This window comes from Pseudoxanthomonas sp. 3HH-4, from assembly GCF_006716465.1.
Lineage (GTDB): Bacteria > Pseudomonadota > Gammaproteobacteria > Xanthomonadales > Xanthomonadaceae > Pseudoxanthomonas_A.
The window spans coordinates 401,107-415,719 of the sequence record NZ_VFPB01000002.1 but is presented as its reverse complement, the minus strand read 5'-3'; the positions used below and the strand labels follow the sequence as shown (position 1 = coordinate 415,719).

At 66.7% G+C, this 14,613-nt stretch carries 11 protein-coding genes and 2 pseudogenes; 10 read left to right on the top strand and 3 right to left on the bottom strand.

The window, feature by feature from the left end; all coding sequences use genetic code 11:
* Nucleotides 1-215 precede the first annotated feature (215 nt).
* From FB548_RS09320 to FB548_RS09280, 9 genes and pseudogenes are all read left to right on the top strand, one after another.
* Complete coding sequence (locus FB548_RS09320) at nucleotides 216-740, top strand: sigma-70 family RNA polymerase sigma factor (RefSeq protein WP_255470491.1); 525 nt, start codon at nucleotides 216-218, stop codon at nucleotides 738-740.
* Complete coding sequence (locus FB548_RS09315; protein ID WP_142124494.1) at nucleotides 737-1,411, top strand: ChrR family anti-sigma-E factor; 675 nt, start codon at nucleotides 737-739, stop codon at nucleotides 1,409-1,411. Before FB548_RS09320 ends, FB548_RS09315 begins: the two co-directional genes overlap by 4 nt.
* A gap of 265 nt (nucleotides 1,412-1,676) precedes the next feature.
* Nucleotides 1,677-3,866: a TonB-dependent siderophore receptor gene (locus FB548_RS09310; protein ID WP_255470479.1), complete on the top strand. Its 2,190-nt coding sequence runs from the start codon at nucleotides 1,677-1,679 to the stop codon at nucleotides 3,864-3,866.
* A gap of 40 nt (nucleotides 3,867-3,906) precedes the next feature.
* The gene (locus FB548_RS09305; protein ID WP_142124493.1) at nucleotides 3,907-4,221 is read left to right on the top strand and encodes an iron uptake protein; all 315 of its coding nucleotides are present in this window, start codon (nucleotides 3,907-3,909) and stop codon (nucleotides 4,219-4,221) included.
* Nucleotides 4,222-4,231: 10 nt separating this feature from the next.
* Nucleotides 4,232-5,899: a PepSY-associated TM helix domain-containing protein gene (locus tag FB548_RS09300; RefSeq protein ID WP_142124492.1), complete on the top strand. Its 1,668-nt coding sequence runs from the start codon at nucleotides 4,232-4,234 to the stop codon at nucleotides 5,897-5,899.
* The gene (locus tag FB548_RS09295) at nucleotides 5,892-6,221 is read left to right on the top strand and encodes a DUF3325 domain-containing protein (protein ID WP_142124491.1); all 330 of its coding nucleotides are present in this window, start codon (nucleotides 5,892-5,894) and stop codon (nucleotides 6,219-6,221) included. Before FB548_RS09300 ends, FB548_RS09295 begins: the two co-directional genes overlap by 8 nt.
* Before the next feature lie 261 nt (nucleotides 6,222-6,482).
* Nucleotides 6,483-7,265: a DUF3575 domain-containing protein gene (locus FB548_RS09290; protein WP_142124490.1), complete on the top strand. Its 783-nt coding sequence runs from the start codon at nucleotides 6,483-6,485 to the stop codon at nucleotides 7,263-7,265.
* 220 nt (nucleotides 7,266-7,485) lie between these two features.
* Nucleotides 7,486-8,736 carry a putative DNA modification/repair radical SAM protein gene (locus FB548_RS09285; protein ID WP_142124489.1) on the top strand — a complete coding sequence of 417 codons (1,251 nt, stop codon included), beginning with the start codon at nucleotides 7,486-7,488 and terminating at the stop codon, nucleotides 8,734-8,736.
* A gap of 9 nt (nucleotides 8,737-8,745) precedes the next feature.
* Nucleotides 8,746-9,543, top strand: a pseudogene (locus FB548_RS09280) (TIGR03915 family putative DNA repair protein); the annotation flags it as partial.
* 102 nt (nucleotides 9,544-9,645) lie between these two features.
* On the opposite strand, the gene FB548_RS09275 reads toward FB548_RS09280, so the two are convergent.
* Nucleotides 9,646-12,216, bottom strand: coding sequence for a TonB-dependent receptor (locus tag FB548_RS09275; RefSeq protein ID WP_255470478.1), 2,571 nt, complete (start codon nucleotides 12,214-12,216; stop codon nucleotides 9,646-9,648).
* A 641-nt stretch (nucleotides 12,217-12,857) separates the two neighbouring features.
* Here FB548_RS09275 and FB548_RS09270 point away from each other — a divergent pair.
* A complete protein-coding gene (locus FB548_RS09270; RefSeq protein ID WP_142124486.1) occupies nucleotides 12,858-13,787 on the top strand; it encodes a PD40 domain-containing protein in 930 nt (309 codons plus the stop codon).
* On the opposite strand, the gene FB548_RS18875 is transcribed toward FB548_RS09270, so the two are convergent.
* A complete protein-coding gene (locus FB548_RS18875; RefSeq protein WP_225591074.1) occupies nucleotides 13,748-14,137 on the bottom strand; it encodes a DUF1428 domain-containing protein in 390 nt (129 codons plus the stop codon). The genes FB548_RS09270 and FB548_RS18875 overlap by 40 nt on opposite strands.
* Nucleotides 14,126-14,485 (bottom strand): annotated as a pseudogene (locus FB548_RS18980) (DUF1428 domain-containing protein); the annotation flags it as partial. The pseudogene FB548_RS18980 and the gene FB548_RS18875, both read right to left, overlap by 12 nt.
* Nucleotides 14,486-14,613: the final 128 nt, after the last annotated feature.

The following is a 14,613-nucleotide window of genomic DNA, read 5'->3' as shown; positions in this document are numbered from 1 at the left end:
CTACGCTGCGCGGGGCAGGGCGGATGCGCCCGGACACGGGATGGCGCCGCATCCAAAAGGCGGTCCCGCCCGTACATACGCCCATCACGACCAGCAACGGGGCTTGGCATACCATGCCGTCCGACTTCACAAGGATTACGCCGCCCCGCGGGGCGGCACGGCCGGTGTCCACGCCCACGCCTTCCACCCGGGATACGCATGACTGGACCCGCGAGATGATCGCGGTCGCGCGCTTGCGCGACCGTGGCAGCTTCATGCGCATCTACGATCACTTCATGCCGCGCCTGTGCCTGTACCTGCGGGGGCTGGGCAGTCCCGAGGCGGTGGCGGAAGAGCTCTCGCAGGAGGCGCTGCTGCGCCTGTGGCAGCGGGCGGCCATGTACGATCCGCAACAGGGCGCGGTGTCCACCTGGCTGTTCCGGATCGGCCGCAATCTGCACATCGACCGCGTGCGGCGCGAACCCGGCTGGGTGCAGGTGCTGGAGGATGCGTGCCAGGGCACGGACGAGGAGTTGGCCCGGCCCTTCACGTCGGCGGAGGACTACGCCGAGCACGTCCACCTGCAACGCCGCATAGAGGAACTGCCGGCAGTGCAGGCGAGGTTGATGCGGATGTCGTATTTCGAAGCCAAGAGCCACCAGGAAATCGCCGACGAGCTGGGCATGCCGCTGGGTACGGTGAAGTCGCATTTGCGGCGCGCGTTCCTGCGCCTGCAGGGCCAAGTACGAGGTCAGTCGTGAATCCGCACCATCATCTCGATCCCTCCACCCTGCTCAGCTACGCGGCGGGGGCGCTGACCGTCGAGATGGCGATCGTCGCCGCCACGCACCTGGAAACCTGCCCGCACTGCCGCGCGCGCGTGGAGGAGGCCGAGTGCATCGGAGGGCAGTTGATCGAACACCAGCAGCCCGGACCGGGCGCCCCGGACGAAGCACGTCGGGCCGTCCTGCGCGAGGCGATGCTGCGTGGCCTCGATGACGAGCCTGTCGCGGTGTCACCGCCACCGCGGGTCGCGCCGTACGAGGCGGACGATCGCCTGCCGGCGCCGCTGCATCCTTATTTCGGCACGTCCTACCGTGCCTTGAAGTGGCGCTGGATGGCGCCGGGCGTGCATTGCATACGGGCGGCGGGTACGCCGACAGGCACGTTGCTGATGCTGAAGATCGGCCCCGGCCGCAGCATGCCCGTGCACAGCCACGGCGGCACCGAACTCACCCAGATCCTGCGCGGCGCCTACCACGATGCGCTGGGCCACTTCGCCCCCGGTGACGTGGCCGACCTGGACAGCGATGTCGAGCACCAGCCGGTGACCGTGCCTGGTGTCGCCTGCATCTGCGTTTCCGCGCTGGATGCGCCGCTGCGCTTCCCGGGCTGGCTGGCGCAACGCCTGCAGCCGCTGTTCAAGCTCTGATCGAGGCCCTCGGGCCGCCCCGGCACCCGTACGTGCCGGGTGTCCGCGTGCTCGCGACACGCGCTGCGGGTCCCGTGGGCGGGCGTTCCAAGCCAAGGCGTCCGCGGGCCGGTATTGCGTGCATCTCGCGCGGTAACCGGTACACCTCGGTCTTGCAAAATAAGAACCATTCGCATTTAATGTCCGCATCGCGCGATGTCGCGGGCGGGGATGTCGTTGCCCGCCACGGCTGCGCCGCTTCCTTTCCCCTCCCCGACACCCCCCCATGCCCTCCACGTCCCCCTTCCTGCTGTCTTCCCGTGCCCGTCGCTCCCTTGCCACCCCCGCCATGGCGGCGCGACTGCGTACCGCCATCTGCATGGCCCTCGCTTGCACGGCGGGCACGGCGATCGCCGCGCCGCAGGACGCGGTGCCTGCCGTCCAGGCGGCCGCAGATGCCTCCGCGACAGCGACCGACCTCGATGCGGTGATGGTCGTTGGCCAGCGGGCCAACCGCGTCAGCAACGGCGCGACCAACCTCGATCTCGCGATCAAGGAGACGCCGCAGTCGATCAGCGTGGTAAGCAACGAGCAGATGGCGCAGTTCGGTGCCGACAGCCTCAACGAGGCGCTGCGCTTGGCCACCGGCATCCAGGTGGAAGAGTGGGAGACCAACCGCACCAACTATCTTGCGCGTGGCTTCGAGATCAAGAGCACGCAGATCGACGGCGTCGGCATGCCCAACGACTGGGGCATCGCCACCGGTGCGATGGACGCGTTCGGCTACGAAAAGCTGGAGGTCATCCGCGGAGCGAACGGTCTGTTGACCGGCGTTGGCAATTCAGCCGGTACCATCAACTATGTTCGCAAGCGTCCGACCAACGAGGCAGAAGGCTCGGTGGGGGTGAAGATCGGTTCCTGGGGCGAGCGCCGCGTCGAATTCGACTACTCCACGCCCTTCACCGACAACGGCACATGGGCCGGCCGCGTAGTCGTGGCGCGTGAGGACGCCGATTCCTACCTGCGCGACTTCGAGAGCGAGCGCACCTTCGGCTACGCGGTGATCGATGGCCAGGTGGGCGAGAACGGCACGCTGGCATTCGGATACTCGTGGCAGCAGGCCGACACCACCGGCAACATGTGGGGCGCGCTGCCGTTCGTGAATACCGACGGCACGCAGCCATCGTGGGATGTGGGCGCGTCTACGACGGTGGACTGGGCGTACTGGGACACCAACACGCAGGCCGCCTTCGTCGAATATTCGCACCAGCTGAGCGAAGCCTGGCAGCTCAAGGCCACCTACAACCACCGCAAGGGCGAGAACGACGACCAGCTGTTCTTCGCGTACTCGTTCGCAGGCCTCGATCCGGCCACCCGCCTGGGTCTGCTGGGATGGGCTTACAAGGGCCAGGACGAACTGACCTCGGACCTGGTGGATCTGAGCCTCAACGGCCGCTTCCAGCTGTTCGGCCGCGAGCACGAGGCGATGTTCGGCCTCAGCCAGGCGGAAAGCGAGCAGACGTATTCGTTCAATCCGTCGCTGTCGGTCTTCGATCCGCTGCCTGCGTTCCCGTACGCGGGTGACGCCGTGCCCGAGCCGACCTGGGGCCCGCGCGAACGGTCGAGCTTCTTCAACCAGCGCCTGCGGCGCGCATTCGGCGCCACCCGTCTGTCGCTGACGGAGGACTTCAAGGCGATCCTCGGCGTCAACTACGCCGAGTACCACCGCGACGGCGCCAACGGCATCGATCCGTTCGACGAGACCGAGAGCAACACCAGCCCCTACGCCGGCCTGACCTACGACTTCACCGACGACCTGCTGGGCTACGTCAGCTATTCGGACATCTACCAGCCGCAGGACCAGCGCGACTTTGACGGCTTCTATCTGGCGCCGTCCAAGGGCGTGAACTACGAAGTGGGCGTCAAGGCCGAATGGCTGGACAAGCGCCTGCTGACCACGCTGGCGTATTTCACCGCCAAGCAGGAAGGGCTGGCGACGTTCGCCGGTTACAACGCTGACACGCTGATGAACTACTACGTGCCCAAGGACGTCGAGTCGAAGGGCTGGGAGTTCGAGGCCACCGGCAGGCTCAACGAGTACACCGACCTCGTGTTCGGCTACACGCATCTGAAGATGGACGGCGAGGAAGGCACGCTGACCTACAACTGGGTGCCGCGCCGCACCGCGAACCTGATGCTCAGTGCGCGGCTGCCCCGCTACGAAGCGCTGTCGTTCGGCATCGGTGGCCGCTGGCAGAGCGCCATCTCCAACACCGAGAGCTACAGCGGCCAGACCGTTAGACAGGGCAGCTATGCCGTCCTCAATGCGTTCGCCGCGTGGAATTTCCTCGAGAATGCGACGCTGCGCGCCAACGTCGGCAACCTGACCGATGAGAAGCACATCAACACGCTGTACCAGATCGGCTACTACGGCGCGCCGCGCCATTGGTCGCTGAGCCTGGAATACAGGTTCTGATGCCCTCCACGCCTGTCCTGTCACGGTAGCCGCCGCCACCATGTCCACGATCTTGCATCCCGTTGCTCCCCGTTCGCCACGCCTCCACCTAGTGGCCCGCATCACCGCCGCCGTGTTCGCTGGCTATGCCTTCGCCTGGGGCATCGTCGCCACCGGCGCCAGCCTGATGTTCGCCGCCGGCATGGATTTCCACGATGCCGAGTTCCTCGCCAGCCTGCTGGGCGTGCTGGCGTTCCTGGTGGCGTTCCTCTGGGCGTTCGCGGCGCGACGGGTGTGGGTGGTGTGGTCGGTACTGGCCGGCGGCGGTGCGTTGCTGGCGGGCACGGGCTCGTTCGTGCAGTCGCTGCTGGTCTGAGGAGGCCGACATGTTCCCGAGCTTCCGTCAGGCCATGGCATGGCTGCACACCTGGTTCGGCCTGGTGCTGGGCTTCGTGCTGATGGCCGCGTTCTTCTTCGGCGCGCTGTCGGTGTTCGATCGCGAGATCGACCGCTGGGCGATCCCGTCCACGCGTTTCGAGCCGCAACCGATGCCTTCGTATGAAAAGGTGCTGCGCCCGGCTTTCGAAGGCATGCAGCCGCTGCCCGCAGCCGTGGACGCGATGCGTCCCCGCGTCAACGGCGAGATGCCGGCCCGCTTCGATACCGTGGTCAGCTGGAGCGCCTACACTACCCACCGCGACCCGGTGCTGCAGGTGTTCGCGGGGTACGAAGTGCCGAATGCGAAGGATCCGGAGGAAACCATCTGGGCCGACGGCACTCTCGATCCACGCGACGGCACGCCCTTGCCCAACGACAGGCTCAAGGTCGGCAGCGGCTTCTTCTATCCCATGCACTACGGTCTGACGCTGGACTGGAAGAACCTGGGCATCTGGATCGTCGGCTTCTCCGCGCTGGTGATGCTGGCCGCGCTGGTCAGCGGCGTGGTGATGCACCGCAAGATCTTCCGCGAGTTCTTCACCTTCCGTCCCGACAAGGCGCGCCTGCGCAGCGTGCTGGACCTGCACAACCTGACCGGTGTCGTCGCGCTGCCGTTCCACTTCTTCTTCGCGTTCACCGGCCTGCTGATCTTCGCCGCCACGTACTACTTCCCGCTCGGCCACACGCAGCTGCACGGACTGCATGACCTGCACGCGGAAGTGGAAGCGCGCGAGACCGGCCTGCCGCACGAGCGCGCGGGTGTGCCTGCGGGCCTGGCCAATGTCGACGCGATGGTGGCCGATGCGCAACGCCGCTGGGAGGCGAAGGACAAGGCGGGTGATGTCGGCTTCCTGGTGCTGCAGCACGTGGGCGACGCCAATGGCTACGTCAGCGTCTACCGTGCGGGTACCGACCGCATCGCGCTGGTGGGTGACGGCATCCACTACAAGGCATCGACCGGCGAACTGATCCGCGAGGATCCTGCCGCCACCCCGGTGGGGCGCGTCAGCGAATTCCTCACCGGCCTGCACCTGCAGCACTTCCGCCACTGGTTGCTGCGCTGGTTCTACGTGCTGGGCGGGCTGGCGGGTGCGGTGTGCATCGCGACCGGGTTCGTGTTCTTCGTCGAGAAGCGCAAGCGCCAGCATGCCCAGCGTGGCAGCCAGGGCGCGAGGGTGGTCGATGCCCTGGCCGTCACCACGGTGACGGGCATGGTGTTGGCCGCACTCGGGATACTGGTCGCCAACCGCCTGCTGCCAGAGGACCTGCCGGCACGCGGTGACTGGGAGCGCTACGCCTTCTGGGGAACCTGGGTGCTGGCGTTGCTGCATGCCGGCTGGCGCAGCGCACCGGTCGCGCGCGGGATGGCGAATCCAGCCTGGCGCGAGCAATGCGGGGCGATAGCGGTGCTGGCAGTGGCCGCCGTGTTGCTGAACTGGGTGACGACGGGTGATCACCTGCTGACCACGCTGCGTGCGGGCTATTGGCCTGTCGCGGGCGTTGACCTGTCATTGCTGGTGACCGCCGCCGTGGCGTGCATCACGGCGCGCATCCTCAAGCGGCGTGCCGTTGCGGCCGGGATGCGCGTGGCCGGTGTGGAGGCGTCGCATGCCTGACGCCATGGCGGGATGCCTGTTGCTGGCGGCGTTGCTCTCCAGCCTCGCCGGCATGGGCTGGCTGGCCCTGTCGATGCAGCCCCACGCGCAGCAGGTATGGGCTCGCGGATGTTCCCGTCATACGCCGGGTTTGTTGCGCCTGCTGGGTGCCGTCGGTCTGGTCGTCGCGCTGGCCCTGTGCCTGGTGGTCGACCACGCCTCCATGGCGGTGCTGGTGTGGGTGATGAGTCTCGTGGCGGGCGCGCTCACCACCGCGTTCGTGCTCACCTGGCGTGCGCACTGGTTGCGTCTCCTCGCGCCGTGGGTGCGCGCTGTCCATTAGCGTCGCGGGGCACCGCACATTCCACCTTCCAACGGATTGCATCCATCCCGTCCCCTGGTGACGAAACGCGGCGGTGCATGCAGTCGTCGCGCAGGACCAACAGGCGATGCGTTACCCATTCACGCGCGTGCAGGGCGCGTGAAGAAAACACCATTGCCGCCTCGCCGCATCAAGGAGTGAATCCAACCCGCGCGTATACGCGTAAGGGAGGCGTCGTGTGCATCACGCCACGGCATCCCACCCTTCATCCTGGATACCGTCATGAACACAAGGTTGGCTGGCTTGGTGTTGCTCGCTGTTTCCACTCCCGCGTTCGCGTCCGGCCCCGAGCAGGGCAAGTTCTCGATGTCGTTGTTCGGTGGCGTGGATACGCCCGTCAGTGGCGATGTGCATGATGGCGCGGTGGCGCCGGTGCCCGACCTCGGGCCGCTCAATCCGGATCTGGCCGGCATCAGTGCGGAGTTGCGCATCCAGCCGCGCACGCATGAAGACATTTACGACCAGGCGACGACGTACGGTCTCGAATTCTCGTACGGACTGAGCGATCGGGCGGAGATCTTCGGCCAGTTGCGGCGCACTGAGACCGATCCTGGCACCGTGCGCGTGGGCGGTGCCTTCGTGCCGGCACTCAATACCGAACTGCCGGTCTACGGGACCTTCAGCGACTACAAGGCGCTGACGGTCGAAGCCGGATACCGGTACTACTTCATGCAACCGGGGTACACTCGCCCGTTCATCGCCGGCCGCCTGGGCGCCACCCAGACCGACGACATCCGCGCCACGTTCGACATCCCTGATGCGGCCATCACCATCGAGAACGCGCCCTTTACCGAAAAGAAGTGGGCGGCCAGCGCCGGTGTGGATATCGGCGTGCTGATCCCGGTCAACGAGACCTTCAGCATCACCGCGCAGGCGGGCGTGCGCTACGTCGCCGATCTGGAAGGCGATGACAGCGCCATCGGCGGCCTGGGCCTGGGTTCGATCAACGATACCGGCAAGCGCGTATCGGTGCCGATCTCCATCGCCGCACGCTTCGACTTCTGACGGGCGTTCCGAGGTTTCTGGTCTCCTGTCGGGGCCGGAAACCGGAACCGTCGCTGCACATGTGCCCGCGCTCGCATGCCCGTCATGTCGAATGCCATCGCCTTCATTCAGGGCGGACAGCGCGTGGCGCTGTCCGCAGGGTGAGGGTGGGGCCGCGATTGCATGCGCCGATGCCCCGCATCGTCTCATCGCATGAGCGTGCGCCGGATACCATGACGCCATGCAACTGAAGGACAAGCTCGCGATCCTGGCCGATGCGGCGAAGTACGACGCATCGTGTGCGTCCAGCGGCGCAGGCAAGCGCCATTCACTGGGCAAGGGGGGCATCGGCAGCACCGAGGGCATGGGCATCTGCCACTCGTACACGCCTGACGGGCGCTGCGTGTCGCTGTTGAAGATCCTGCTGACCAACTTCTGCATCTACGACTGCGCCTACTGCGTCAACCGAGTCTCCAGCAACGTGCCGCGCGCACGCTTCGCCACCGCCGAGGTGGTGCGGCTGACGCTGGAGTTCTACAAACGCAACTACATCGAGGGCCTGTTCCTCTCCAGCGGCATCATCCGCAATGGCGACTACACCATGGAGCAGCTGGTGGAGGTCGCGCGCAGCCTGCGCGAAGACCACCGTTTTGCCGGTTACATCCACCTGAAAACCATTCCGGAGGCCTCGCCGGAACTGCTCGCCGCCGCCGGCCGTTACGCGGACCGGTTGAGCATCAACGTGGAACTGCCGACGGAAGAGGGCCTGAAGCAGCTGGCGCCGCAGAAGCAGGCGCAGGGCATCCGCGATGCGATGGGCGAGCTGCACACACGCATCCTGGCGGCGAAGCCCACCCGGCAGGAGGCGCAGCCCAAGCGCAAGCGTCCGCCGAAGTTCGCGCCGGCCGGGCAAAGCACGCAGATGATCGTGGGCGCCGACGCTGCGGATGACCGTGCGATCCTGGTCGCCAGCGACGCGCTGTACACCCGGTTCCGCATGCGTCGCGTGTACTACTCCGCCTTCAGCCCCATTCCCGATGCCTCCACGCAGCTGCCGCTGAGGGCACCGCCACTGCTCCGCGAGCACCGCCTGTACCAGGCGGACTGGCTGCTGCGGTTCTACGGGTTCGACGTGCAGGAGATCGTCGGCGACACCGGCGCGCAGGGCGGCATGCTGGACCTGGATGTCGACCCCAAGCTGGCGTGGGCGTTGCGGCATTCGGACCGGTTCCCTGTCGACCTCAACGCCGCGCCGCGCGAGATGTTGCTGCGTGTACCCGGCCTGGGTGCGCGCAACGTGCAGCGCATCGTCGATTCGCGCCGGCAGGGCCGGCTGCGTGTCGCGGACCTGGCACGGTTGCGTGCACCGTTGCAGAAGGTGCTGCCGTTCGTGGTGCTGCTGGACCACCACCCGCGCCAGCGCCTGGACGATCCGGCGCGCCTGCGACGCGAACTGGCGCCCGCACCGCGCCAGGCCGATCTTTTCGGCTGAGTCGCGGGAATGTTCCGTGCCACGGTGACGCCTGCGTGGGATCTGGACGCTTGGCGCGTGCAGGCACGGCATGCGTGGGAAGCGGCGCTGCCGCCGGACGCTGTGGAATGGCAGGCCGATGCGCAGGGTGAACTGCTGGGGGGTGCAGCCGTGATCGAGCAGCCTGTGCAGCGGACGGGATTGTCGGTACCGGCGGACTTCATGGCGTTCGCCGCTTCGGTGCTCTGCCATCGAGATGCCGGCCGGCATGCGCTGTTGTACCGCCTGCTGTGGCGCATCGGCAATGGCGAGCGCGCGTTGCTCGACCGTGCCACCGATGCCGACGTGCACCGCGCGACCCGCTGGGCGCAGGCGGTACGGCGCGATACGCACAAGATGAAGGCGTTCGTCCGCTTCCGCCAAGTGGAAGGCGAGGACGACACTTACCTGGCCTGGTTCGAACCGGACCACTTCATCGTCGATCGCGTGGCGCCGTTCTTCATGCGCCGCTTCGCCGGCATGCGCTGGGCTATCCTGACGCCGTATCGCAGCGTGCAATGGGATGGCGCGCAGCTGTGGGCGGGCGAGGGGGCGCAACGCGCCGATGCGCCGGCAGACGATGCGGAGGATGCACTGTGGCGCACCTACTACGCCAACATCTTCAATCCCGCACGCCTCAACACGCGGATGATGCGGCAGGAAATGCCGCAGAAATACTGGAAACACCTGCCTGAGACCCACCTGCTGCCGGACCTCGTCCGCGAGGCAGGCCGGCGTGTGCGCGAGATGGACGAACGCGAGGCGCAGGCACCGCGCCGCCGCATTCCCGGCCGGGCGACGCCATCCGAATGAAGGCGCGCGTCGCTGGCACGCGACCGCACCCGGCGCGACACGCTACCGGTGCCCCGAGCGGGGCACCGGTGCGCGCGGTCAGAACTTCCAGCCCACGCGTGCGTAGTAGAAACCGCCGTTGAAGCCGTACGGCGAGTGCACGGGATAGGCCGCGCCCGCCACGGATGCCCCCCACGGGTTGTCGTCCGGGGTTTCGTCGAACAGGTTCTGCGCACCGACGTTGACGTACAGGCCGGAGGGGAACGTCCAGCCCACTTCGGCATCCACGATCACCTTGCTGTCCTCGTAGATCGGCAGGCCGCCGTCGTCGATGCTGATGGCGCCGCTGTCCAGATGATCCTCGTACCAGGAGCCGTAGTAGCCCAGGCGCAGGTTCGCGTGGAAGACCTCGCGCTTGTGGTTGATGCTGAAATAGCCCTTGGTCTTCGGCAGCGATTCCTCAATCTTGTAGACGCGGGCTTCGTTGATGAAGTTGGGGTCGTAGCGGTCCACCTCGGTCTTGTTCCAGTTGGCGGCGAGCGAATAGGTGGTCGTGCCGCCGAAGTGGTCCGTTTCCACGCTTGTGACCAGGTCCACGCCGGTGGTGGTGGTGTCGAACGCGTTGCCGAAGTAGGTTACCGAACTCAGCGACGCCGCTTCCGGATTGCCGGAGGCCACCAGCGCATCGCGTTCCTCGGGCGTCAGCGCGAAGCTGGTGCTCAGGGCGATGCGGTCTTCCACCTCGATGCGGTAGCCGTCCAGGGTGACCAGCCAGTCGCCGCTGCTCCACACCATGCCCAGCGAGAGGTTCTTGGACTCTTCCGGCGTCAACGCCCGCGCGCCCTTCAGGATGGCGATGGGATTGGTCGGCGGCAGCGTGGCGATGTCCTCCAGCACGCTGCCGTTGAACGCGGTGCTGATCTGGCTGATGTTGGCCTGGCCGGGCGTGGGTGCACGGAAGCCGGTGTTGTACGCGCCACGCAGGGCGAAGGTGTCGGACACGTCGAAGCGCGCGGTCAGCTTGCCGTTGGTGGTGCTGCCGAAGTCGTCGAAATCCTCGTGCCGCACCGCGGCGGCCAGCAGCAACTGTTCGGTGAACTGCGCCTCCAGGTCCAGGTAGACCGCCCAGTTGCGCCGATCCCATTCGCCGGCGGTGCGGGGACTGAAGCCGTTGAAGCCATTCGAGCCCAGAGCGAAACCCTGCTCGGTCAGCGGGCCGATGCCGGTGGAGGCATCGTCGCCGGCCTTCACCTCGAAACTCTCCTCACGCCATTCCGCACCCGCGGACAGGCGTAGGGCTTCGGCGGTGAACGAGGTCTCGATGTCGCGGCCGACGTCGAAGTTCACGCCTTTCTCGGTCTGGGTATTGCCGCCGGGACTGAAGCGCAGGCCCGCGGGCTGTGCCGCGCCGAGCGACGCGTTGACCGTGTTGTAGATGACGAAGTCGATATCGTTGCGGCCGTAGGTCGCGCTGACATCCCAGTGCCATGCGCTGCCCCAGGTGCCCTTGACGCCGCCGACCACGGACATGTCTTCCAGGCTGCCGCCGAAGCGCGGCGTGAAGCCCCCGGGCAACGTGGACAGGAAGGTGAAGCAGTTGGTTGGCAACGCGGCCACTGCGGTACTGACCGTGCTGTACGGGATGAGGTTGCCGTTCGCATCGCGCAGGGCGATGGTCGGGCAGCCGCCGGCGCCGGTGGTGTCGCCGATCAGCAGGGTCTCGCCGCCGTCGTTGGAGTACACGCCGGAGCGCGCGGTGGGGTCGCGGAAGTAGAAACCGCCATCGACCTCGCGCTGCGCGTAGTTGCCGAACAGGTAGACATCGACGCTGTCGCCGGTGATGCCGAGGTTGGCGACGAACTTGAGGTCGTCGTCCACCTTCGGCGAACCCCAGATCTGTGCCGGCACCGGCACGCCCGGATAGCCGGCCGCGATCGCGGCGGCAGCATCGTCGCGCTGCACGCTGCGCGAGGTGTCGTCGGCCTGGCGCCATTCGGCGGTGAGCGTGGCGTAGCCGCGTTCGGTCAGGGGCAGGCCGATCTGCGCGGAATATTGGGTGGTGAAGCCATCGCCTTCGTAGTACTGGCCGGCGAAGGCTTCGAAAGCCCCGCCTTCGCTGATCTTCTTCAGGCCGAAGTTCACGACGCCCGCGATGGCGTCAGAACCGTACTGCGCCGCGGCGCCGTCGCGCAGCACTTCCACCTGCTCCAGCGCCAGCGACGGAAATACCGAGAGGTCGGGGCCTTGCGAGCCGTCGGACAGGCCGTGGCCCAGGAAGGTGATCACGGCGGAGCGGTGGAAGCGCTTGCCGTTGACAAGCACCAGCGTGTTGTCCGGCGGCAGGCCACGCAGGTTGGCGGGACGGACCAGGCTGGCGGCATCATCGATCGGGATCGTGCTGACATTGAATGAGGGCACCAGCACGCGCAGTTGGTCGAGTGCATCGGTAGCGCCCTGGTTGCGGAATTCCTCCGCACTGATGATGTCGATCGGCACGGCGGAGGAGGATACGGTGCGCGGCTGTCCACGGCTGCCCAGCACCGAGACCGTATCGAGCGTGGTGGCTTCCTCTGTGGGGGGCGTTGTCGCCGGCGCGGGTGCGGGTTTCGCCGTCTGCGCGACGGCGGTGCCGGCGCCGACCAGGGTGGCGGCGGCGAGGGCCCATTTCACTGCGGATGCCAATGGCGTGCTCGAAACACGTACGTGCGGCTTCTCTCTGTTGCCCATGCGGTGCGCCCCTTGAATGTGCCGTGTGGTGTCGAAGTTGTTCTTGCGCGAGTGCAGTCAGCGGCCACGCGGATACCGCCCGCACTCCGGGTAGTGGGCGTTACACATAACGGTCATCGCCGTGCTACCGCCTGCACCTTAGGCGGCAGCAAACAGCTTGAAACGAGGCATGGATCACACGATGGCGCAGTGCACAACGAAGGTAATCATCGTTCCGTTCTTCCACGTCTTCGCACGCTTTTCACGCAGTGTCGCGCACGCGGACGGTGCGTGATGCGCCAAGGTCGTGCAACGACGCCGTGTACACACGTGTACATGCGCGAAAAAGGAATCGATGCCCCCGAATATGGCGGATGCACCGAAGATGGGCGGTCGTCCTTGGGTTTTCGCACCGTGCGCGTTCACTGAGGTGCGTCGCGGAATGCTCCAGCGCGGGGGGCGGGCTACAGGCATCATCCCGCGTACCGATGCGGATCACAGGCGTCGCACGTTGAACCGGGCTCAAGGCTGGCTTGCGGATAGTTCGCTTCGCGCAGCGCATCAGGGCGGGTAGCGTCGCATCAGTCCTGCGATGAGGAATCGACATGCTGCAAGCCATGAGTGTGCTGCTGATTTCCGCTCTGGCGACCACCGGTGTGGCGGGCGAACCCGGGGATCTCCCCATCGCTGTCCCGCAACGATGGACGCCGCCTGCACTGAGCAGCAACCAGTATGAGTCGTCACCCGTGTTCTCCCCGGACGGTCGCGAGGTGTTCTTCTTCCGCGCACCGCCGTCGTTCGACCGTTATCGCCTGCTGTCTTCGCAGTGCGAAGGCGGGCGATGGCGTGCGCCACGCGAGCCGGCCTTCGCCGGCACAGCCGACGCGCTGGAAACCGATCCCGCTTACAGCCACGATGGCACCTGGCTGTATTACGCCAGTGACCGCGCGAGCAAGGACGACCTGGACATCTGGCGCGTGCCGCGCCACGCCGACGGCCGCTTCGGCGAGCCCGAGCGGCTGCCCGCGCCGGTGAATTCGCCGCAGACCGAACTGCTGCCGCGGCCGCTGCCGGATGGCCGACTGCTGTTCGGATCGCACCGGCCGGGAGGCATCGGCGGACGTGATCTGTACATCGCCACGCCGCGTGCCGACGGTCGCTGGGATGTCGCACCGCTGCCGGCGCCGGTCAACACGGCGGCCGATGAATACGAGGCCGATCTCGCGCGCGATGGCCGGGTACTGGTGGTGGTCGCCAATCGCGGCACCCGCTCGCACCTGTATGTCTACGATCGCGACGGCGACGCGTGGCGCGAACGCGGTCGCGTTCCGGCGCGTGATGATGTCTTCCAGGTGGGGCCCCTGCTGTCGCCGGACGGACGGCGGCTGCTGTTCGCCCAGGCCGACGGCGACGCATCGGGCGAGTTCTTCCTGGTCGATCTCGCGCCGGGGGCCGACTTGGCATGGCCCCCGGCGTGCGGTAATGCGCGCTCGGGTCAGCCGCGCAGTTCGACCACCGGCGAGAATCCGCCATAGACCATGCGCTGGCCGTCGAACGGCATCGGGGGATTGTCCGGATTGGACGGGTCCATGCGCGGGTCTTCCATCATCTTCTGCATGCCGGCATCGCGCGTGGCCTTGTCCGGCCACTCCACCCACGAGAACGCCACGGTTTCATCGTCTTTCGCCTGCACTGCGCGGAAGAAGTCGGTCTGCGTGCCGCGTGGCACGTCGTCGCCCCAGCCTTCGATGATCCGGGTGGCGCCAAACCCCATGAAGATGGTGTCGAAGGTGTTGGCATAGTCGGTGAAGGCGGCCTTCTTCGCCGTGGGTGCGGCGAGGATGAAGCCGTCGACATAGGATGAAGGCGCCCCCGTGCTGCCCAGTTCCAGTGCCGGAGTGAAGCCGCCATAGATCAGTCGCTTGCCGTCGAACGGCATCGGGTTGTTCTCCGGTGACATGCGCGGGTCTTCCATCATCTTCTTCATGCCGGCATCGCGGGTGGGCTTGTCGGGCCACTCGATCCACGAAAACACCACGCTTTCGTCTTCCTTCGCCTGCACCGCCTTGCGGAAGTCGGTGACGGTGCCGTCGGGCACATCGTCGCCCCAGCACTCGATGACACGGGTGGCGCCCTGTTCGATGAACACGGGGTCGCCATGGTTGGCATGGTCGATGAACTTCTGTTTGTTGGCGGTAGGCACGGCGGCCACGAAACCATCGATGTAAGGCATGGGAAACCTCCGGGAATGCGACGCCGGAATGGCGCCTTCATGGATGCGACGAATGGGGCCGGTGGAATTCGACAGACGGCTGGCCGGTACCGGCCGGGCGGGGCGTTCAACCTGCCACGATCCGGACA